General features: G+C 73.0%; 15 protein-coding genes. 3 read left to right on the top strand and 12 right to left on the bottom strand.

Translation table 11 applies throughout. The features are described from left to right. The first annotated feature begins 110 nt into the window (after positions 1 to 110). Positions 111 to 2,762, top strand: a complete 2,652-nt coding sequence (locus OG335_RS06310) for a glycoside hydrolase family 97 catalytic domain-containing protein (protein ID WP_405010006.1) — start codon at positions 111 to 113, stop codon at positions 2,760 to 2,762. 129 nt (positions 2,763 to 2,891) lie between these two features. After that, on the top strand, positions 2,892 to 4,565 hold the full coding sequence (locus tag OG335_RS06305) for a glycoside hydrolase family 27 protein (protein ID WP_405010005.1): 1,674 nt from the start codon (positions 2,892 to 2,894) through the stop codon (positions 4,563 to 4,565). Positions 4,566 to 4,739: 174 nt separating this feature from the next. Here OG335_RS06305 and OG335_RS06300 read toward each other — a convergent pair whose 3' ends face one another. Together OG335_RS06300 and OG335_RS06295 are read right to left on the bottom strand one after the other, a co-directional pair. After that, positions 4,740 to 6,023 carry a glycoside hydrolase family 6 protein gene (locus OG335_RS06300; RefSeq protein ID WP_405010004.1) on the bottom strand — a complete coding sequence of 428 codons (1,284 nt, stop codon included), beginning with the start codon at positions 6,021 to 6,023 and terminating at the stop codon, positions 4,740 to 4,742. A gap of 98 nt (positions 6,024 to 6,121) precedes the next feature. Further along, entirely contained in the window at positions 6,122 to 7,087 is a 966-nt protein-coding gene (locus tag OG335_RS06295; protein ID WP_405010003.1) for a glycoside hydrolase family 6 protein, read from the bottom strand. 396 nt (positions 7,088 to 7,483) lie between these two features. Between OG335_RS06295 and OG335_RS06290 the strand changes: the two genes are divergently transcribed. Further along, entirely contained in the window at positions 7,484 to 7,936 is a 453-nt protein-coding gene (locus OG335_RS06290; RefSeq protein ID WP_405010002.1) for a CorA family divalent cation transporter, read from the top strand. A 137-nt stretch (positions 7,937 to 8,073) separates the two neighbouring features. Here the strand turns inward: OG335_RS06290 and OG335_RS06285 are convergent, their stop codons facing one another. From OG335_RS06285 to OG335_RS06240, 10 genes are all read right to left on the bottom strand, one after another. After that, complete coding sequence (locus tag OG335_RS06285) at positions 8,074 to 9,786, bottom strand: ThuA domain-containing protein (RefSeq protein WP_405010001.1); 1,713 nt, start codon at positions 9,784 to 9,786, stop codon at positions 8,074 to 8,076. A gap of 116 nt (positions 9,787 to 9,902) precedes the next feature. After that, the gene (locus OG335_RS06280) at positions 9,903 to 12,749 is read right to left on the bottom strand and encodes a PQQ-dependent sugar dehydrogenase (RefSeq protein WP_405010000.1); all 2,847 of its coding nucleotides are present in this window, start codon (positions 12,747 to 12,749) and stop codon (positions 9,903 to 9,905) included. Positions 12,750 to 13,211: 462 nt separating this feature from the next. Continuing rightward, positions 13,212 to 14,225 carry a sugar phosphate isomerase/epimerase family protein gene (locus OG335_RS06275; RefSeq protein WP_405009999.1) on the bottom strand — a complete coding sequence of 338 codons (1,014 nt, stop codon included), beginning with the start codon at positions 14,223 to 14,225 and terminating at the stop codon, positions 13,212 to 13,214. A gap of 51 nt (positions 14,226 to 14,276) precedes the next feature. Continuing rightward, the gene (locus OG335_RS06270) at positions 14,277 to 15,677 is read right to left on the bottom strand and encodes a nucleotide pyrophosphatase/phosphodiesterase family protein (RefSeq protein ID WP_405009998.1); all 1,401 of its coding nucleotides are present in this window, start codon (positions 15,675 to 15,677) and stop codon (positions 14,277 to 14,279) included. After that, a complete protein-coding gene (gene eboE, locus OG335_RS06265) occupies positions 15,674 to 16,858 on the bottom strand; it encodes a metabolite traffic protein EboE (protein ID WP_405009997.1) in 1,185 nt (394 codons plus the stop codon). The genes OG335_RS06270 and eboE overlap by 4 nt, the downstream gene beginning before the upstream one ends. Continuing rightward, on the bottom strand, positions 16,858 to 17,709 hold the full coding sequence (locus OG335_RS06260) for a TatD family hydrolase (RefSeq protein WP_405009996.1): 852 nt from the start codon (positions 17,707 to 17,709) through the stop codon (positions 16,858 to 16,860). The genes eboE and OG335_RS06260 overlap by 1 nt, the downstream gene beginning before the upstream one ends. Then, a complete protein-coding gene (locus OG335_RS06255) occupies positions 17,709 to 18,443 on the bottom strand; it encodes an EboA domain-containing protein (RefSeq protein ID WP_405009995.1) in 735 nt (244 codons plus the stop codon). The genes OG335_RS06260 and OG335_RS06255 overlap by 1 nt, the downstream gene beginning before the upstream one ends. Further along, on the bottom strand, positions 18,440 to 19,414 hold the full coding sequence (locus tag OG335_RS06250) for a sugar phosphate isomerase/epimerase family protein (protein WP_405009994.1): 975 nt from the start codon (positions 19,412 to 19,414) through the stop codon (positions 18,440 to 18,442). The genes OG335_RS06255 and OG335_RS06250 overlap by 4 nt, the downstream gene beginning before the upstream one ends. Before the next feature lie 87 nt (positions 19,415 to 19,501). After that, a complete protein-coding gene (locus OG335_RS06245) occupies positions 19,502 to 20,344 on the bottom strand; it encodes an SCO3242 family prenyltransferase (protein ID WP_405009993.1) in 843 nt (280 codons plus the stop codon). Beyond that, a complete protein-coding gene (locus OG335_RS06240; RefSeq protein WP_405009992.1) occupies positions 20,341 to 21,585 on the bottom strand; it encodes an inositol-3-phosphate synthase in 1,245 nt (414 codons plus the stop codon). Before OG335_RS06240 ends, OG335_RS06245 begins: the two co-directional genes overlap by 4 nt. Between the last annotated feature and the right edge of the window lie 155 nt (positions 21,586 to 21,740).

The following is a 21,740-nucleotide window of genomic DNA, read 5'->3' as shown; positions in this document are numbered from 1 at the left end:
CCCGCACGCGCACCGACCGCACCCGTCTTCCCGTCCCCACCCCAGCGCCGCGCTGCTCCCGTACGCCCGCCGGCAGGAGCCGCACGTCCTTCTCCCGAAAGGAATCCCCCATGTCGGAAGGGAAGTTGCGCCGAGCACTGCTCACGCGCCACGCCCTGGCCGCGGCCCTCGCGGCGACCTTCTTCTCCGCCACCCCGGGCGCTCCCGCCGCCCACGCCGCCACCGCCGCGGCGGCCACCACGTGGACGGTCGCCGGGCCGTCCGCGGGCTCGCCCACCTCCGCGCAACTCGCGCTGACCGACGGCCAGCTGACCTTCGGCGTGTCGAACCAGGGCCGGGCGATCCTGTCGCCGTCCCCGATCGGCATCGAGACCACCGCGGCCGACCTCACGCGGAACCTGGCGTTCACCCGGCGCCAGGACCGCACGGTCACCGAGGCGTACGCGATGACGACCGGCAAGCAGCTCAACCGCCGCACCACGTACAGCGAGACGACGCTGTCGTTCATCGGCGCCGGCGGCGCCGCGCTGGACGTCGTGGTGCGGGTCTCCGACACCGGTGCCGCCTACCGCTACGTGCTGCCCGGCAGCGGCTCGGTGACGGTGCGCCGCGAGGCGTCCTCCTGGAACGTCCCGACGTCGGCCACCGCCTGGCTGGTGCCCCCGCACCGCGAGGACCAGGGCAAGTGGTTCCAGACGACCGCCGGCGGAGCACCCGCGAACACCTACGGCATGCCGGCGCTGTTCCAGGTCGGCGGGACGTACGCGCTGGTGGCCGAGACCGACCTGGACGGCCGCTACGCCGACAGCCGGCTGACCCACGCCGCCGGCTCCGGCACGTACTCGACCACGATCACCGGCGCGCCCGTCACCGCGACCCTGCCGCTGGCCACCCCCTGGCGCACCGCGGCCGTCGGCGACCTGGCGAGCGTCACGACCTCGACCATCGTCGACGACCTCGCGCCCGCCTCCAAGGTGGCCGACACCTCGTGGGTCGAGCCCGGCACCGTCGCCTGGTCCTGGCTGACCGAGCACTCCAGCCCCGGTGACCCGGCCCGCCAGCGCCAGTACGTCGACTTCGCCCGGCACAACGGCTGGGACTACGTCCTGGTCGACGAGGGCTGGCAGTCGAGCTGGGTGCCGGACCTCGTGGCCTACGCCGCGCAGCGCGGCGTGCGGGTCATCCTCTGGTTCAACTCCGACAGCCTGCAGACCGCCCAGCAGCGCGACCAGTGGCTGCCGCTGGTCAAGAGCTGGGGCGTGGCCGGCCTCAAGATCGACTTCAGCTACGAGTACACCCAGCCGACCCTGAAGTGGTACGACGCGGTCCTCGCCCAGACCGCGCAGCAGAAGCTGATGGTGAACTTCCACGGCTCCGCCACCCCGCGCGGCATGCAGCGCACCTGGCCGCAGGTGATGACCGCCGAGGCGGTGTTCGGCGCCGAGCAGCAGCAGAACCGGGCCGTCTTCAACACCTACCTGCCGTTCACCCGCAACGCCGTGTCGAGCACCGACTTCACCCCGGTCGTGTTCAGCCTGACCAACCGCGACACCACCGACGCCCACGAGCTCGCCACCGCGGTGGTCTTCGAGTCGGGCTGGCAGCACCTCGCGGACAACCCGGAGAGCTACCGCTCCCGGCCCGAGGCCCTGCGCATCCTCGACCAGCTCCCCACCGCGTGGGACGAGACGCGGCTGCTCGGCGGCACCCCCGGCCAGGAGGCCTACCTGGCCCGGCGCGGCGGCGGCCGGTGGTACCTCGGCGGCATCTCGGCGCTGGCGGCGAAGACCTTCCAGTCGCCGCTGGGCTTCCTCGGCGGCGGCCAGTGGCTGCTGGAGACCGTCCGGGACGGCTCGGGCGGGCTGCTCAGGGAGACCAGGGTCGTCACGAACACGGACACGCTGTCCGTTCCCGAGGCGCGCAACGGCGGCTTCGCATCGGTCGTCTGCCCCTACACCAGCGGGATGACGACCTGCGGCACGACCGACACCGACGGCATCCTCAAGGGCCGCGAGTCCGGCCTGTGCGTCGACGTGCCCGGCAACAGCCAGGCCAACGGCACGGCCGTCGCCCTGTGGGACTGCAACGCCGGCGCCAACCAGGCGTGGACCCTGAACCCGTCCGGCCGGCTGTCGGTGTACGAGACGAAGTGCCTGGACGTCAAGGGCGCGGGCACCGCCGACGGCACGGTGGTGCAGATCTACGACTGCAACGGCACCGGCGCCCAGAAGTGGGCGGTCAACGCCGACGGTTCGATCGTCAACACCGGCTCCGGCAAGTGCCTGAGCACGAACGGCCACGGCACGGCCCTCGGCACCGGACTGGCCATCCGCACCTGCAACGGCGGCGCCGACCAGAAGTGGGCGCGCGGCGACGTCTCCGCCCCCCTCAAGGGGCAGGAGTCGGGCAGGTGCCTTGACGTGCCGAACGGCAACGAGGCCAACGGCACCCGGCCCGCGCTGTGGGACTGCAACGGCGGCACCAACCAGCTCTGGACCTCGACGGCCACCAACCAGCTGCGGGTCTTCACCAACGAGTGCCTGGGAGCCGTCGGCGGGGCCACCGCAGACGGGACCGCCGTCGAGATCCGCGACTGCAACGGCTCGGCCGCGCAGCAGTGGCGGGTGCGGGCCGACGGCGCGGCCGTGAACGTCGGCTCCGGCACGTGCCTGGACGCCACCAAGCACGGCACGGCCAACGGCACCCTCGTGGCGCTGTGGACCTGCAACGGCGCGGCCAACCAGAAGTGGGCGCGCGGCTGATGCCCCCGGCCCGCCCGCGGCCGGACGCGGCACGCGCCGGCCGCGGGCGGGCCGAGCCCCCGATCCGACGTGGTCGATCTCATCCGGTATCGGCGGATCGTACGCCGATCATCTCGCCAGGAGCCGTACATGCCTCACGAACAGCACAGTTTCCGACGACGTTTCGCGGCTTCGGCTGCTTCGCTCACGCTGGCCGCCGGCGGTCTGGCAGGTGCGACCGCGGCGACCCTGGGAGTCGCGGTCGGTGTGCAGGTCGCCGCCGTGGCCGCCGCGCCGGAGGCCGCCGCGCTGGAGAACGGTCTGGCCCGGACGCCGCAGATGGGCTTCAACAACTGGAACACCACGGGCTGCGGATCGCAGTTCAACGAGGCGATGGTCAAGGGCATCGCCGACATCTTCGTCTCCGACGGCCTCAAGGCCGCCGGTTACACCTACGTCAACGTCGACGACTGCTGGGCGCTGCCCTCGCGGAACGCCGCGGGCAACCTCGTCCCCGACCCGGTGCGCTTCCCGAACGGCATCAAGGCCGTCGCGGACTACGTGCATTCCAAGGGCCTGAAGTTCGGCATCTACTCCAGCGCGGGCACCAAGACCTGTGCGGACAACGGCTTCCCCGGCAGCCTCGGACACGAGAAGCAGGACGCCGCCCTGTGGGCCTCCTGGGGTGTGGACTACCTGAAGTACGACAACTGCAACAACACCGGCGCCGACGCGAAGACCCGGTACACGACGATGGGCGACGCCCTCAAGGCGACCGGCCGCCCGATCCTCTACAGCATCTGCGAGTGGGGCTCCAACTCGCCCTGGAACTGGGCGCCGCCCATCGGCAACTCCTGGCGCACCACCGGCGACATCAACGACACCTGGTCGAAGATGATCGACATCTCCCACAAGAACCAGTCGCGGGCGCAGTACGCCAAGCCCGGTGCCTGGAACGACCCGGACATGCTGGAAGTCGGCAACGGCGGCATGACCGACGCCGAGTACCGCACCCACTTCAGTCTCTGGGCGCAGATGGCCGCACCCCTGCTCATCGGCAGCGACATCCGCAGTGCGAGCCCGGCGACGCTGACCATCCTGAGGAACACCGACGTCATCGCCGTCGACCAGGACTCCCTGGGCAAGCAGGGCACCGTCGTCTCCTCGTCCGGCGGGCTCGTCGTGATGACCAAGCAGCTCGCCAACGGCGACCGCTCGGTCACCCTCACCAACGAGAACGGCTCCGCCGCCACTGTCGGCACCACGGCCGCCGCGGCCGGGGTGCCGAGTGCGTCCTCGTACAGGCTCACCAACCTGTGGACCAAGGCGGTGTCGTCGACGAGCGGCACGATCAGCGCATCGGTGCCCGCGCACGGCACGGTGATGTACCGGGTCTCGGCCGGCACCGGTAGCAGCACCGGTACGACCCACCCGCTGATCAGCGCCTCCTCGCAGCGCTGCCTGGACGCGGAGGGCGACAGCACGGAGCCCGGCACCAAGATCGAGATCTGGGACTGCCACGGCAGTGCCAACCAGGCCGTGACGCTCACCGCCGTCGGCGAGCTGCGCCTCTACAACGGCTCGCAGTGCATCGACGCCTACGACAAGGGGACCGACCCGGGCACCGTGGTGCAGCTGTGGACCTGCAACGGCGGAGCCAACCAGCAGTGGAGGCTCAACCCCGACGGGACCGTCACCGGCGTCCAGTCGGGACTGTGCCTCGACGTCAAGGGCGGCAACAAGCCCGAGGGGAACGTCAACGGGACCCAGCTGCAGCTGTGGACCTGCGGCGGGGGCGCCAACCAGCAGTGGAGCCTGGGCTGATCCGTCCGTCCGTCCGCCCGTCCGACCGGAAACGGACCCGGCACGCACGCGTCAGGCGTGCGTGCCGGGTCCGTTTCCGGGATGTCCGCCCCGGCCGTCGAGGATGTGCCGTCCGGGGACGAGGCGGTTCGGGCCGCTGCCGGAACCAGGGGCCGGGACGCCCGGGAATCCGGGTCAGCGGCGGTTGAAGGTCAGGGCGGGGACGGCGTTGCGGACGAGGGTGCGGGCCTGGGCGGGCCACCACGCTCCGGCGGCGGGGTCGACGACGCCGTACTCCGGGTCGACGGTGCCTCCGGGGATCCCGCGGTTGCACTCGCCGTCGGACTGGCCGACCGTCTTGATCCAGAGGTAGGCGTCGACGAGCGGGACGCCGGTGTTCGCGGTGGGTCGTGCTCCGATGCCGCGGCCGGGGGCGTTGCACCAGGTCTGCGGGTCGGGGTAGGTGCCGGTCGGCGGGTTCCAGGTGCCGCGGCCGTTGCGGCTGGTGTCCTGGACGAAGTGGGTGAGGTCACCGGTGGGCGGGGTGCCGGCGTTCTCCTGGAACCACTGGTCGGTCCAGTGCCAGGTGCCGGGGTCGTCGGCGTCCACCGCGTTCCCGGGCAGGCCGTCGTTGGGGGCGGCGGGGGAGTAGTACTGGCTTGCGCACCAGTCGGCGTGGCCACGGGCCCAGTCGGGGCCCTTGGCGGCGAACCAGAGGCACTGGGAGACCCACGTGCCGTAGTGGTCGGTGTCGTCGGCGGCCAGGTAGTTGGAGACGTTGAGGGAGAAGCCCTGGGTGCGCTCGACCCCGGCCTTCAGGAGGCGGTCGGCCATGTCTCCGACGGGGCGCCAGTGGCTGTTGCCCGCGTCCAGGTAGACGGAGGTGGCCGCCTGGGCGGCGAGGGCGTCGACGGCGGCGTTGAGGTCGGCGATGCGGCCGGCCGTGAGGGCGCCGGTGGGATCGGTCTCCGGGCCGCAGTCGGAGGGGAGGTTCGCGAGTCCGTCCGGTTCCAGGACGACGACGGCCTTCCGGTCGCCGATGCCCTGGGCGAAGCCCTTGATCCACGCCTGGTAGGCGGCGTCGGACCCGGCTCCGCCGGCGGAGTACAGCGAGCAGTCCCGTCCGGGGATGTTGTAGGCGACGAGGACCGGGACGGTGCCGGTGCGCCTGGCGCTGCGCATGAGTGCGGCGACCTTGCCCTGTACCTCGGCGGGGGTTCCGCCGGTGAACCAGGTGGCCTCGGGCCAGCTGGCGAGCCTGGCCATGTCCGCGGCGCCGGCCAGGTCGCCGTGGGCCAGGTCGGTGACGGCCTGCTCGGCGGCGTCACCGGCGGGGTCGACGTAGAAGCGGGTGTCGGCCGGCAGCGACTTGTCGGCCTTCGGGGTCTGCGGGGAGGGTGCGGCCGCGGCGGGTGCGGCTGCGGCGAGCAGCAGCGCGAGGGCGGTCGTGACGACGGATGCGGCCGGGAGGTGGGGCATCTGGTGGTTCCTCGGATTCGGGGGAGCGGGGAGGGCCCGGCGGTGCGCGCGTGGTCGGGGGCCGCCGGGCCCGGTCGGTTTCGTCGGGGCTGCGGCGGTCAGTAACCGTAGATCATCTTGTAGGCGACCTCCGGCAGGAACTGCCCGGCCGTGGAGCCGGCGCCGACGCCGCAGTTGCCGTCGGACTCGCCGGGGGTCTTGATCCACAGGAGCATCTCGGCGCCGCCGCCGAGCTGGGTCTGCGTGCCGGTCCTGCGGGTCGCGGGGTTGCACCACTCGCCGTTGGAGCCGTTGCCGTTGCGGCTGGTGTCGACCGCGTACGGCCTGGTGTAGCCGTAGGAGGAGCTCAGGGTCGCGTTGACCGCGTTGCCGTAGGTGGTGTTCTGCGCGGTGGTGTAGAAGTTGGAGACGTTCAGGGAGAAGCCGTGGGCGCGGCTGACGCCGGCGGCGTTCAGGTGCTGGGCCATGGTGGTCGAGCTGATCCAGCCGGGGTTCCCGGCGTCGAGGTAGACCCAGGTGTTGGGTGCCAGGTTGGTGAACTGCGTGATGGCGTTGTTGAGCATGGCGTTGCGGTCGGAGATCTGGGCCGCCGTCATGCAGCTCTGGTCGCCGAGCGCGTCGGGTTCGAGGATCACGACGGCGGGACGGGTGCCGATGCCGCTCGCGAAGGCCGCGATCCAGGTGTTGTAGGCGGCGACGGATCCGGCGCCGCCGGCGGACTGGCCGCCGCAGATGTCGCGGTTCGGGATGTTGTAGGCGACCAGGACGGGCAGCTTGCCGGCGTTCGCCGCGGCCCCGACGTAGGCGCCGGTCGCGGTGCCGATGGTGCCGCTCCAGTTGCCGAACCAGCGGGCCATGGGGACGGCGGCGATGGAGGCCCTGACGGCGGCGGCGCGTCCGTCGCCGGGGTTGGCGGCCGCCCAGACGGCGGCGCTGCCACCGGGGTCGACGTAGAAGCCGCTGGTCATCGAGACCGGGGACGCGGCGTGCGCCGCGGTGGGGGCGGCCAGTGCCAGCGGGAGGGCGAGCAGGGCCGATGCGAGCAGACGGGTGGGCCTTCGCATGGTGGGACTCTCCTTCGGGGTGGGGGGTGGGGGTGGAGCCGCCGGCTCGGAGCGGCCGGGGCCCGGCAGGAGTGGGGTGCGGACGTGCAGGATCCGGGAGGCCGTCACGCCGGGGGTACCCGGTCACGGCTGGGGGGCCGCGGGCACGGATCGGCGTTCGCGACAGTGCTGGCAACACCCGAATTTTGGAAGCGCTTCCAGTCCTGATCCAGGATGGCTCGGCTGCCGCGGCCATCGTGGAGTCGCGGTATGACCGTTGTCAAGGCTGGTGCGTACCGTGCTCTTCCCGCGGGTGCGGCAGCGGTATACGGTCCATAACTGGAAGCGCTCCCAGCGAGACAGGGGAAGCCCCGGGCGTTCGGCCCGGGACGACACGAGACGGAAGGCGGTGCCGCGATGCTGCAGGCCCTGCTCCGTGGATCGCCGAAGTACGGGACGAACGGCGAGGTGGAGAACCGGTTGAGGAACGCGCTCGATCACACGATCCGGGTGACCGAACGCGTCGCCACGATGCGGACCCTGCTGGACAACGCCCTGACCGTGCACGCCACACTCGTCTCGCTCGAACAGAACGAGGCGATGCGCCGGATGTCCGGCGCGAGCCTCGCGCAGGGCGAGGAGAGCCGGCGGCTCGCCCGCGAGACCATCGAACAGGGCGAGGAGGTCAAGAAGATCTCCTCCTGGGCCGCGATCCTCTTCACCCCGACGCTCGTGGCGTCCGTCTACGGCATGAACTTCGACCACATGCCCGAGTCGCACTGGGCCTGGGGTTACCCCATCGCCCTCGTCCTCGTGTTCGGCCTCGGCGTCGGCCTCTGGGAGGTGTTCAAGCACAAGCGCTGGCTGTAGCCCGACGGCGTACGGGGCAGCACGCGAGCCCCGCAGCCGGGCCGGGGCGTCGGGTGCGGGTGACGCCGGCGGACTCCCGGGTGCGGGGCTCGTACGGGGCCGGGGCCGGCCGGTGTCGGCCGGCCCCGGGAGGAGGGTCAGGCGGGCAGGGTCCACTTCTGGGCGGCGCTGCCGTTGCAGGTGTAGAGCTGCACCTTGGTGCCGTCCGCGGTGGCGGCGGCGGTCACGTCCAGGCACTTGCCGGACTGCGGGTTGCGCAGCTCGCCCGCCGTGGTGGGCGTCCACTTCTGGGCGCCCATGCTGTTGCAGTCCCACAGCTGGATCTTCGTGCCGTTCGCCGTGCCGGCGCCGGCCACGTCCAGGCACTTGCCGGACTGCGGGTTGCGCAGCTCGCCCACCGCGGTGGGCGTCCACGTCTGGGCGCCGGTGCCGTTGCAGGTGTAGAGCTGCACCTGGGTGCCGTTCGCCGTGCCCGCTGCGGCCACGTCCAGGCACTTGCCCGCCAGGCCCCGCACCGGACCCGCCACGGCCGACGACAGGTCCTTGATCCGGACGTTCCGGAACGAGACGGGGTCGCCGGTCGCGTGGTTCTGCAGGCCGATGTATCCCTGCTGGAGACTGCGGACGGGGTCGGTGTTGGTGAAGTCGTTGATCTTCACGCCGTTGAGCCAGACCTGCAGCCGCTCGCCCTCCACCTTGATCTCGTAGGTGTTCCACGAGCCGGGCGCGTTGAGGGCGGCGTCCCGGGCGGCCTGGTCGGCCGCCTTGAAGCCGTAGACGGAACCCGTGGTGCGGGAGGCGTCGTCGGAGGCGTCGATCTGGATCTCGTAGCCCTTGTCGACGGCGGACTGCGGGTCGTCGGAGGCGGGGAACCCCACGAAGACGCCCGAGTTGTTGTCCCCGTTCATGCGCCAGTCGAGCTTCAGGGAGTAGGAGTGGAACTCCTTGGCCGAGTACCAGAGCATGCCCATGCCGCCCTGCGAGGTCAGGGTGCGGTCGGCCAGGGTGAAGGAACCGGGCCCGGCCTGCTTCCAGCCGGTCGTGCCGCTTCCGTTGAAGAGCGGGCTGTAGCCGTTCTCCGGGCGGCAGTCGGCCTTGGCGACGCCCGCCGCGTAGCGGATGCCACCGAGCAGGTGCTTCAGGAACGGGCCTTCGCCGTACGACTCCTTGGTGTGCCCGAGGCCCGTGTAGAACGCCCGGCCTCCGCTGTAGTCCTGGCACCAGGAGATGGGGTGGTCGCCCATCGTCCCGCCGGAGTAGCTGCTCTCGTCCACCGAGGCCAGCACGTGCGTGGTGCTGCGCGGGTTGGTTTGGTAGTTGTACCACTCGTCGGTGTGCGTCCAGGTGGCGCCGATGTCGGCGGTGGCCGGGTCGCCCTGGTCCTCGGTCCGGACGGTGGCCTGCTGGATGGACGGGTGGGAGGAGAAGTAGGCGCCGACCAGGTTTCCGTAGAACGGCCAGTCGTACTCGGTGTCGGCGGCGGCGTGCACCCCGACGTAACCGCCGCCGGAGGCGATGTAGCTCTCGAACGCGGTCTGCTGGGTGCCGTTGAGGACGTCGCCGGTGGTCGAGAGGAAGACGACCGCGCGGTAGCGGGAGAGGTTGGCGCTCGTGAACGCCGTCGGGTCCTCGGTGGCGTCGACGGTGAAGTTGTTGGCCGTCCCGAGGCTGCGGATGGCCGTGATGCCGCTCGGGATGGAATCGTGACGGAAGGTGACCGTCCTGGAGAAGACCAGGACCCGGTAGGCCGGGTCGGCGGCGGCCGCGGGTGCGGCCGTGGCGAGGGGGACGAGGGAGGCGGTGAGCAGCGCTCCGGCTGCCGCCGCCGTCCATTTGGCAAGAAATCGCATGGTGGGGGGGGACTCCTTGGTCAGCGGTCGATTCGTCGACGGGTGGTGCCGAGGGAGGAGCGGGGGGCTCGTACGGGGCCGGGGCCGGCCGGTGTCGGCCGGCCCCGGGAGGAGGGTCAGGCGGGCAGGGTCCACTTCTGGGCGGCGCTGCCGTTGCAGGTGTAGAGCTGCACCTTGGTGCCGTCCGCGGTGGCGGCGGCGGCCACGTCCAGGCACTTGCCGGACTGCGGGTTGCGCAGCTCGCCCGCCGTGGTGGGCGTCCACTTCTGGGCGCCCGTGTTGTTGCAGTCCCACAGCTGTGCCTTCGTGCCGTCCGCGGTGCCGCCGGCGGCCAGGTCGAGGCACTTGCCGAGCACGCGGAGCTCGCCCGCCGTGGTGGTCGTCCAGGTTTGGGCGCCGGTGCCGTTGCAGGTGTAGAGCTGTATCTGGGTGCCGTTCGCCGAGCTGGCGGCGGCCACGTCCAGGCACTTGCCCGCCAGGCCCCCCACCGGGCCCGTCCCCTGACGGGTCAGCACGAAGTCGTCCAGGTCGAAGAGTGCCCCGCTGCCGCCCTTGAAGACCAGGTAGAGCGAGGTGGTGGAGGCGGGCCGGTTGGTCAGCTGGGTGCTGACGTTCCGGAAGGTCTCCCAGCCTCCGGTCACCGGCACGGTGGCGCTGCCGAGGAGGGTGCCGGTCGGCGAGCCGGCCCGGACCTCCAGGGTGCCGCCCACACCGCCCGAGGAGACCCGCGCCGTCAGGCTGGTGACGTTGGAGAGCAGGTAGGGGGTGAAGGAGATCCAGTCGCCGTTGCTGATGTCGCCGACCGTCTTGCCGCCGTTCGCCGGGTCGTGACTGAAGACGTTGACGCCGGCGGAGGAGGAGTAGTGCTCGGCCTGGCGGTGCGTCGGCTGGGAGCGGTTCTCCGCGTGGGTGGTCAGGGCGGGCTGGCCGTTGGCGCCCTTGTCGGTGTACTCGGCGTCCCAGACGCCGTAGATGTTCGCGTTGGGGTCGTGTTCACCGTCGGCGATGGTCTGGATCGTGCCCGAGCAGCCGGTGGCCGAGGTCTGCGGGTGACCGTGACTGTCGTGGCCCAGGACGTAGGTGACCTTCACCCGGGAGCAGTCGATGGCGGTGCCGTCCTCGGGGTCGGTGACGGTGACCCGGAACGGGACGGCCTCGCCGTTGTCGATGACGCTGCCGGCGACGGGGAGGTCGAGCTTCACGGTGGGTGCGGTGTTGCCCACCGTCACCGTGACACTGGCCGAGGCGGTGAGCCCGGCGGAGTTGGTGACCACCAGGTTCGCGACGTACTGGCCGTTGGCGGTGTAGGTGTGCGACGGGTTCGCGGCGGTGGAGGTGGCACCGTCGCCGAACTTCCAGGCGTAGCCGAGGGAGCCGCCCGCGGGGTTGCCGGTGCCGGCGGAGGAGAAGGCGACGGCCAGCGGTGCCTTGCCGGAGGTGCGGTCGGCGGCGGCGGCCGCGATCGGGGGGAGTCCGTCGGGGCGGTACTCGATCCGGTAGAGCGCGGAGTTGGCGTCGCCGCCGAAGTTCCCGGTGCCGTAGTCGAGGACGTAGAGGGCGCCGTCCGGTCCGAAGGCCATGTCCATCACCTGGGTGCCCAGCCAGGGGAAGGCGTTGATGGCGTGGACGGAGCCGTCCGTCTCCTGCTCGATCCGCTTGATCCAGCGGCGGCCGAACTCGCCGGCGAAGAAGTCCCCGTCGTACTCCTGCGGGAACTTCACCTGCGAGGTGGAGGCGGCGTCGTAGCGGTAGACCGGGCCGCCCATCGGGGACTCGGAGCCCGAGCCGAAGTCGGGGACCGATCCGCCGTCGTAGGGGATCCAGGCCGCCTGGGCCGGCGGGAGGGCGGTCAGGCCGGTGTTGCGCGGGGAGTTGTTCGTGGGAGCCGCGCAGTTGAACTTCTGGCCGGAGGTCTTGGTGGCGAAGTCGTAGTCGACGTAGGCGTCGTTCTTGCCGGTGCAGTACGGCCAGCCGAAGTTGCCCGCCTTGGTGATGCGGTTGAACTCGACCTGTCCCGCGGGGCCGCGGGTGGCGGAGGCGGACCCGGCGTCGGGCCCGTAGTCGCCGAGGTAGACCACTCCGGTGCCCTTGTCCACCGACATCCGGAACGGGTTGCGGAATCCCATCGCGTAGATCTCGGGGCGGGTCTTCGCGGTGCCCGGGGCGAAGAGGTTGCCCGACGGGATGCTGTAGGAGGCGTCCGCGTTGACCTTGATCCGCAGGACCTTGCCGCGCAGGTCGTTGGTGTTCCCGGCGCTGCGCTGGGCGTCGTAGACGGGGTTGCGCGAGGCGCGCTCGTCGAGCGGGGCGTAGCCGTCGGACGCGAACGGGTTGGAGTCGTCGCCCGTCGACAGGTACAGGTTGCCCTGGGCGTCGAAGTCGATGTCGCCGCCGACGTGGCAGCAGATCCCGCGCGAGGCGGGCACGTCGAGGACCTTCTTCTCGCTGGCCAGGTCGAGGGTGCCGTCCGTCTTCAGCACGAAGCGGGAGAGCCGGTTGACACCGTCGAAGCGCGCGAAGTCGGCGGCGGCGCCGTCGCCGGGCGCGTCTCCCGAGGGGGTGGAGAGCGTCGGGGCGTAGTACAGGAAGACGAAGCGGTTGGAGGCGAAGCCCGGGTCGACGGCGACGCCCTGGAGGCCCTCCTCGTCGTGCGAGTACACCGGCAGCGTGCCGGCCACCTTCGTGTCACCGGCCGCGTTCGTCAGGCGCAGCGTGCCGTCGCGCGAGGTGTGGAGGACGGAACGGTCGGGCAGGACGGCGAGGGTCATGGGCTCGCCGACCTCCTGGACCCCCTTGGCCAGCGTCACCTGTGCGAAGGCCGAGGCCGCGATCTCCGCCTCGCCGGGTTCGTGGGCGTGTGCCGTGGACTGCTGGATCAGGCCGACGCCCGCCACCAGCAGGGCACTGACGACGGCGGACAGGACTTTTCGCGAGCGCCGGGTTGGCCCGGTACGGGTAAGCACGTTGCTTCTCCATGGTGGATGGTGGGTGGGTCCGCGGTCACGTGCCCGATGTCGCGCGGGCCGTCTGCGGGGTGCCTCGACGCCGACGTCGCGGGTCGCTGCGGGCGTACGGGGAGCCGCGCCGGTCCGTGCCGGAGAGGGGCCCTTGGTCTGGGACGGTAGTGGCTTCTATCCGTTACGGGAAGAGCTTTGACAGGCAACGCCCATGACTTTTAATCAACTTGGGGCAAAGGGGTCGCCCGCGAATGCACGCGACCTGCCCGACGTGGGTCGGGAGGGGCCGGGAGGGGCTGGGAGTGGGCGGGTCCGGCCGGTCGCGCGCTGACGTCGCGTCAGGGATGCGCCGGCCGGGCTCGGGAGGCGAACGGTCGGGGCGCGACGGAGAACGGCGGTGGGGGCGGCCGGTGCCGGCCGCCCCCACCCGGGGAACGTGAAGCAGTGCCTCCGGTGCTCGGCGTGCGCTCAGCCGTCGGCGTTCCCGGAGGAGAAGGCGGCGTCGAAGGACCGGGCCGGCGGGGTGAAGGCGTAGCGCCGCAGGTGCGTCAGGGATTCGGGGGCGCCGTGCAGCCGGTCCATCCCCGCGTCCTCCCACTCCACGCTGATCGGGCCGGTGTAGCCGATGGAGTTGAGCATCCGGAAGACGTCCTCCCAGGGCACGTCGCCGTGGCCGACCGAGACGAAGTCCCAGCCGCGGTGCGGGTCGCCCCAGGGCAGGTGGGAGCCGAGCCGGCCGTTGCGGCCGTCCAGGCGCTTGCGGGCCTCCTTGCAGTCCACGTGGTAGATCCGGTCCCGGAAGGCGTCGAGGAAGCCCACCGGGTCGAGGTCCTGCCAGGCGAAGTGGCTGGGGTCGAAGTTGAGGCCGAAGGCGGGGCGGTGACCGACCGCCTCCAGGGTGCGGCGGGCGGTCCAGAAGTCGTACGCGATCTCGCCGGGGTGCACCTCCAGGGCGAACCGCACGCCGACCTCGTCGCAGACGTCCAGGATCGGGTTCCAGCGCTCGGCGAAGTCCGCGTAGCCACGGTCCACCATGGCCTGCGGCACCGGCGGGAACATCGCCACCGTGTGCCAGATCGACGACCCGGTGAAGCCGACCACGGTGTCCACGCCGAAGGCCGCCGCGGCCCGTACGGTGTCCGCCATCTCGGCGGCGGCCCGTCGCCGCACGCCTTCGGGTTCGCCGTCGCCCCAGATGCGGGCCGGAAGGATGGCCTGGTGCCGTTCGTCCACCGGGTGGTCGCAGACGGCCTGGCCCACCAGGTGGTTGGAGAGGGCCCAGCAGCGCAGCCCGTACGAGTCGAGCAGGGCGCGCAGCCCGTCGAGGTAGCCCTCCTCGTTCAGGGCCCGCTGGACCTCGAAGTGGTCGCCCCAGCAGGCGAGTTCCAGACCGTCGAAGCCCCAGTCGCGGGCCAGTCGGCAGACCTCCGTCAGGGGTAGGTCCGCCCACTGGCCGGTGAACAGGGTGAAGGGTCGGGTCATACGGGCGCCTCCTGGGGCTCTCTCGGGGGTGGGACACGACGGGAAGGTCATTCAGGCGGGTCCGGCGTCGGACAGCCCGGCCAGTTCCAGCAGCAGGCCCTTCACCTCGGTGGCGGCGATCCGGTCCCGGGCGGCGGACGCGGCGGAGCAGAGCAGCACCGGCCCGTCCGCGGGATCGTCGGGCAGCCGTCCGTGCGAGCCCCGCACCGCCCGTGCGCCGGCGTCGAGGCCGACGACGTCCATGGTGTACCGCAGGCCGAGTTTCTTGCGGGCCAGCGCGAGCGCCGCACGGCGTTTGGCCGCGCCCGGCGCCGCGGGGTCGAAGAGGAGCTCCGCCGGGTCGTAGCCGGGCTTGCGGTGGATCTCCACCGTCCGGGCGAAGTCCGGGGCGTCGTCGTCGTCCAGCCAGTAGTAGTAGGTGAACCACGCGTCGGGCTCGGCGACCAGCACCAGCTCACCCGCGCGTGGGTGGTCCAGGCCGTGCGCGGCCTTCCCGTCGGCGTCCAGCACCAGGTCCACCCCGGGCAGCGCCTCGCAGAGCTTGCGCACCGCGGCCACGTCCGCCCGGTCCCGTACGTAGACGTGGGCGACCTGGTGGTCGGCGACGGCGAACGCCCGGGAGGTCCAGGGGTCCAGGTACTCCATGCCGGCCTGGGTGTGCACGTGCAGCAGGCCCTCGGCGCGCAGCAGCCGGTTGACGTCGACGGGGCGGCGCGCCTCGGTGATGCCGTACTCGGAGAGCACCACCACGGTCGCGCCCCGTCGCTCGGCCGCGTCCAGCAGCGGTCCCAGCTCGGCGTCCAGCTCCCGGGCGGCGGCGGCGCTGCGCGGGTCGGCCGGGCCGTACCGCTGGAGGTCGTAGTCGAGGTGCGGGACGTACACCAGGGTCAGGTCGGGGTCGTGGTCGGCCATCACCTGGCGGGCGGCGCGGCAGATCCAGCGGGAGGAGGCCAGGCCGGCGCCCGGCCCCCAGTACTGGAAGAGGGGGAAGGTGCCCACCGTGCCGGTCAGCCGGTCGTGCAGCTCGGGCGGGTGGGTGTAGCAGTCCGGGTCCTTGCGGCCGTCGGCGTGGTAGACCGGGCGGGGGGTGACGGTCCAGTCCACGTCCGCGCCCATCGCGTACCACCAGCAGATGTTGGCGACGGTGTAGCCGGGGCGGGCGCGGCGGGCCGTCTGCCACAGCTTCTCCCCGCCGACCAGTGCGTTGTGCTGACGCCACAGCAGCACCTCGCCGAGGTCCCGGAAGTACCAGCCGTTGCCGACTACGCCGTGGCCCGACGGCGGCTCGCCGGTGAGGAAGGTGGACTGCACCGAGCAGGTGACGGCGGGCAGCACCGTGCCCAGTTCGGCACGGAAGCCGCGTTCGCCCACCGCCCGCAGCCGGGGCATGTGGGCCAGCAGCCGGGGGGTCAGCCCGACCACGTCGACGACGACCAGGGGGTTGCCGCTCATGCGCTCAGCTCCGTGGTCTCGGCCGGGACGGCGCCGCGGACGGACAGTTCCCGTGCCGCCCAGGCGAGTTCGGCGGCGATGCCGTCGGCCAGTTCGGCCTCGGTGCGGGGCCGGGCGCCGTCGGGCAGGACCTCCCAGGTGTAGGTCTCCACCTCCAGGTGGTCGCAGCCGGGGCCGTCAGGACGCAGCAGGTCGTCCAGGGCGGCTCGCAGCACGGGGGTGGTGGAGCGCAGCGGCGGCGCGGGGTCCGCGTGCAGCGGCACGTGGTAGTGGACGCGCCAGGGGCCGGGCAGCCGCCGGTGCACCGCCTCGTCCAGGTCGTCGGTGCCGTGGCCGGCGGGGGAGCGCACCTGGTGCAGGAAGCGCGGTTCTGACCAGCCGTGCAGTGCCGCACCGGCGGTGGCGGGGTCCGCGACCTCCAGCGCGGCCGACAGCTGGACCTTGACCACGGGCAGCCCGGCGGCTGCCAGCCGGGCCAGCGCGGCCCGCGGATCCTCGTGGGCGCAGGCCAGATGGGCGAGGTCCAGGCAGATCCCGATCCGCTCGGGGTCGGCGCCCCACAGCAGGGCGGCGGCCTGCTCGGTGGTCTCCACCACGCATCCCGGCTCGGGTTCGAAGCCCACGCGCACCTGGCGGCCGGTGCGTCGTTCGAGCTCCGCCAGCCCGGCGGCGAGCTGGTCCAGCGCCCGGGCGCAACGGTCGGCGCGGTCGCCGTCCCAGGGTGTGCGCCAGGCCAGGGGGAGGGTGGAGACCGAGCCGCGGGCCGCGTCGTCCGGCAGCAGGTCGGCGAGGACGGCGGCGAGGTTGAGGGTGTGGGCCAGCCGCTCGGGGGTGGTCCAGTCCGGCCGGTACACCCGGTGCTTGACCACGGGCGCGTGGAACGCCTGGTAGGGGAAGCCGTTGAGGGTCACCACCTCCAGGCCGCGGGCGGTCAGTTCGAGGCGGAGCCGGGCCCGGGCGGCGGGGTCGGCGGCGAGGGCGGCCGCGACGGGGGCGGCGAGCCACAGGCCCACGCCGAGGACCGGCGTGTCCAGGGTCCGGCGTACCGCGGCGGCGTACCGGTCCAGCTGGTCCACGATGCCGGGCAGGTCCTCGGCGGGGTGCACGTTGGTGCAGTAGCCCAGGTGGAGGGTGCGGGGCCGGCGGGTGGGTGAGGCCGGGTCGGGCAGGTGGAAACGCATCAGCTGCCCCCTCGGCGTACGGAGTTCCCGGCGAACGCGTCCGCCGGCCGTGAGTCCGTGCCGAGCTCCAGCCGGCCCGACCGGGAGTAGAAGTCGACCGGGTTCCGCCACAGGACCTGGTCCACGTCGTCGGAGGTGAAGCCGGCGGCCAGCATGGCCCGCCCGGTCTCCTCGGTGAGGAGCGGATCGGAGTGGCCCCAGTCCGCCGCCGAGTTGACCAGGATCCGGTCGGTGCCGTACCGGAGCAGCAGGGCCACCGTGCGCTCCGGTGTCATCTTGGTGTCCGGGTAGACGGAGAACCCGGCCCAGCATCCGGCGTCCAGGACCCGCTGCACCGTCAGCTCGTTGAGGTGGTCGACCAGCGCCAGGCCGGGGTCGATGCCGGACTCCCGCACCACGGCCAGCGTCCGGTCGGTGCCGGCGGCCTTGTCCCGGTGCGGGGTGTGGACGAGTGCGGGCAGTCCGTGCTCCACCGCCAGTGCCAGCTGGGCGGAGAAGACGCCGTCCTCCTCGGGGGTCATCGAGTCGTAGCCGATCTCGCCGACCGCGACCACGCCGTCCTTCTCCAGGTAGCCGGGCAGGACGTCCAGCACCTCGCGGCAGCGCGGGTCGTTGGCCTCCTTCGGGTTGAGCGCCAGGGTGCAGTGGTGGCTGACCCCGTACAGCGACGCCCGGTACGGCTCCCAGCCGAGCAGCGCGTCGAAGTAGTCGGTGAAGGAGGAGACCCCGGTACGCGGCTGGCCCAGCCAGAAGGCCGGCTCGACGACCGCCCGGATGCCGGCGGCGGCCATCCGGCGGTAGTCGTCGGTGGTGCGGGAGGTCATGTGGACGTGCGGGTCGAAGATGCGCATCAGCTCTCCTGCTGCGGAGGGTGCGGGCGGTCCCGGGGGTCGTCGACGGGACGTTGGGCGGCGTCGGCCGGCTGGTTCCGGCGGTGGGCCAGGCGCTCGAGCAGGACGGCGGCGTCGGCCGGTACGGGGCGCCCCGCGGCACGCCGCTCCTCGGCGAAGCCCGCCAGCATGGTGGCCAGGGTTGCGTCGGCGCGCCGGTCCAGACGGTGGACGACGGTCAGCGGCACCCCGGTGAAGACGCACTTCAGCACGGACTGGCGCCAGATCGCGTCGTCGAGGTGGTCGGCGGCGGGGCCGAGTGCGGCGGCCAGCAGCCGGGGGTCGTTGGTGCGGACGGCGTCGAGCAGCAGCGGTACCCCGAGGTGGCCGATCCCCAGCAGGGGCAGGGCCTTGAGCACGGCGCGCTTCTCGGCGGTGTCACCCGCCCGGTACGCCTCCGTCACCACCTCGGCCAGCGCGGCGCCCTCCAGCCCGACGGCGCCGAGCAGCACGGCGCGGGCTGCCTCGTCGGCCGTCCATCCGGGCACGGTGGGCAGCGGGCTGCGGCCGCACCGGCGGGCGGCCGCAGCCAGACGGCGGCCCAGCACCGATGCCCGGGTGTCACGGTCGGCGGCGGTCACGTGCCGGGCCGCCGAGGCGAGCCAGTCGGCAGCGGGCAGGAGCGCGAGGGCGGTCCGGAGCTCCGCGAAGGAGGGCGTCGGCCCGGTCGCGGGCGGGAGGGTCGTTCGGGTCACCTGTTCCTCCGTCGGGTGCCGGGTGGGGTGGTCTGCAGCCGCCGGGAGTCCTGGGGGCGCCCGGGGGCGCCGGACGGTTCCCGCGGCGTCGGGGCGGTGTTCTCCGGATCCGCCCGGCGGGCGGCCGGTCCGGCGGCGGCGTGCAGGAAGGCGAGCGACTCGGCGGCGACCCGGGGGGCGGCGTGGGAGTGCCGGGGCAGTTCCACCGAGGTCAGGCCGCGGTAGCCGGATGCGGCCAGGGCACCCAGCACCGGCGGGAAGTCGATCTCGCCGGTGCCGAACTCCAGGTGCTCGTGCACGCTCCGCCGCATGTCGTCGATCTGGACATGCACCAGGTACGGTGCGGCCGCCGTCACGCAGTCCGGCACCGGGTCCGGCTCCAGGCAGCGGCAGTGGCCGATGTCGAGCGTGAGCCCGAAGCGCTGCGGGGCGCCGAGGCGGCGGCGCAGCTCGTGCCAGTCCGCGAGGTCCGCGACCAGCATCCCCGGTTCGGGCTCGAAGCCCAGCACGACGTCCGCCCGTTCGGCGGCTGCGACCAGCTCCGCGCAGCCTGCCGTCAGCCGCTGCCAGGCGGTGCCGGGTTCGGTGCCCGGATCGGGTGTGCCCGACCAGAGGGAGACGGCCTCGGCGCCCAGGTCGGCGCCGACTTCCACGGCGTGCCGCAGATAGGCCAGGCGGGGGGCGGGGTCGTCGTCGAGCAGGGTGGGGCGGTGCTTGCGGCGCGGGTCGAGCAGGTAGCGGGCGCCGGTCTCCACCACCACGGCCAGGCCGAGTTCGCGCAGCAGGTCGGCGACGGCGGCCGTGCGGCGGGCGAGGTCGGGGGCGAACGGGTCCAGGTGGTGGTGGTCCAACGTCAGGGCGACGCCCTGGTAGCCGAGGTCGGCGATGATCCGGAGGGCGTCGGTCAGCCGGTGGTCGCCGAAGCCGTTGGTGCCGTAGCCGAAGCGCAGCGGTGAGGGGGGGCCGGTCATGCGCGGGGGGCTCCTTCGGGGACGCGTGGGGGTGGGGGGGGGCTCGTGCCGGACCGGGCGCAGGTGCGGAACGGACGGAGCGCCGGGTCAGGTCGGGGACATCCGTCGGGCGAGCAGCCTGCCCGCCACCGTCGCGGCGGCCAGGGCGAGGGCGGTCCGCGGCCGGCCGTGCCGGGCCGTGAGGGAGGCCTGCAGGGACGGCAGGGACGTGATGCCGGCGGTGACCGCCTCCCGGATCCGGGAGGCGGTCGGCGACCGTACCGCGGCTGCCTGGGCGGATCCGTACCCGGCGGCGTACCAGCCGGCGAGGGTGCCGGCGGTGCCCGTCGTGCGGGTGCCGACCGCGGTGGTCAGGGCGAGGGTGGCGGCCAGGGTGGCGGCGGGGAGCGCGGGGGCCGCGCCCGACACCTCCGCGCGGGACAGCGCGGTCACCGTCCAGGTGTGCGCACCGACCGCCAGCGCGGCGGGCAGTGCGCGGCCCGGTCGCCCGCCGCTTGCTCCCAGCAGGACGTTCAGTGTCCTGCAGCAGGCCATCACGGGCGGGCCGGCGGCCCCGCCCCGTGCCGTGAGGTCGTAGGCCCACAGGGCACCGGCCAGCGGTACGGCCGCGGCCAGGGCCCGGTAGCCGCCGGCCGCCGCGGCAAGGGTGACTCCGGCGCAGGTCAGCCCGGTGGCCAGGGCCAGTGCGGTGGCCGGTGAGACCCTGCCCGAGGGGATCGGCCGCTCCGGCCGCTCCCTGGCGTCCAGCTCGCGGTCGGCCCAGTCGTTGGCGGCCATTCCGGCCCAGTAGAAGGCGATGGAGGCAGCTGCCAGCCCGGCCGTCCGCGGGCCGAGGCAGCCTGCGGCGGAGGCCCCGGCGACGAGGTCGCCCGGTACGGAGAGGGCGGCTGGCGCCCGGACCAGCTCGGCCAGGTCGGGCAGCGTCGTCACCGGGGGGTCCCGGCGGCGCAGTCCCTGCCGGTCCGGTCCGGGGAGGCGCCGGTCCGGTCGGGGGAGGTGTCCGGGTGCTCCGCCGGGCCGCCCAGCCGCTCGGCGAAGGTGCACAGCCGCGCCCACTGCTCCGCCAGGCCGTGCGGCAGGTCGCCCTCCGGGTCGAGCGGGTCCTTGAAGAAGAAGGCGAGGTCGGGCAGGGGGCCGGCGATCCCGGCGCGGTGGGCGGCGGCGGTCAGCCGGGCGAGGTCCAGGACCAGGGGTGCGGCCAGCGCCGAGTCGCAGCCGTGCCAGGTGAACTCCAGTCGCATCCGGGTGTCCAGGAAGCCGGAGAAGCTCACCAGGTCCCAGGCGGTCTTGAAGTCTCCCAGGTCGGGCACGTAGTCGATCCGGCAGTCGCCCTCGGGCCGGTGGCCCAGGATCGCCGGGAGCACCTGCTGCTTGCTGGCGGTCTTGGCGGCGTTGGCGCCCGGGTCGGCCAGGGAGGCGCCGTCGCCGCCGCCCAGCAGGTTGATGCCGGACCAGCTGCGGACCCTGAGGTTGCGCATCGCGAACATCGGGGCCAGCACGGACTTCAGCAGCGTCTCGCCGGTCTTGCCGTCGTGTCCTGCCAGGGGGAGGCCCCGACGTTCCGCCAACTGCCTCAGGGCAGGCAGTCGTGCACCGGTGGAGGGGGTGAAGTCCACGTAGGGGCAGCCCTGTTCGAGCGCGGCGAGGGCGTAGAGCGAGCTGGGCGGCAGCACGGCCGCACCGGGTTCCTCCAGGGCGTCGCGCAGGGCGTCCAGGTCGTCGTGCGCGGGGTGCGGCGTCGCCGCGGGCTCGGTGTTGGAGAGGTTGACGACCACGACGCGGGACAGCGCGTGACGGTGGGCGAACTCGGCGAGGTCGGCGCGGACGGCGCGCACCGCGGAGGCCTGGTCGGGGTGGTCCCCGGGTGCGGGGGCGGGACGTAGATCGGCTTCGACGGCGGCCAGTTCGGTGGCCAGTGCGGCCACGAGCCGCGCGGGGACGACGCCGGAGTCGGCCAGCTCCCCGGCCTTCTTGCGGAGCCGCAGGTCGGACGTGTCGTGGCCGCCCACGACCAGGTCGGCCCACTCCGGCAGTGCGGCAGCGGCGAAGGGCGGGAGTTCGGTGACACAGCCGTCGGGTGCGGCGAGGCCTGCTCTCAGGGCCAGCAGGCCGAGGACCGAGGTGGTCGCAACGGAACCGCGGGCACCGATGAGCCAGAGTCCGGTGGGCATGGAGCCTCCATGCGGGAGGGGCGGGTGCGCGGGAAGCCGCGGTGTCCGCGGGGGGTCACGGCGGCGTCACGAGCGTGGGCGCTCCGATGGCGGGCTGTCAAGAGACTAACGGGGGAAGGAACTTAAAGGCGCGTCAGGGGAGACATACTTTTGAC

It is taken from the genome of Kitasatospora sp. NBC_01539 (assembly GCF_045040525.1).
GTDB lineage: Bacteria > Actinomycetota > Actinomycetes > Streptomycetales > Streptomycetaceae > Kitasatospora.
This window is presented reverse-complemented; position numbering and strand designations above follow the sequence as displayed.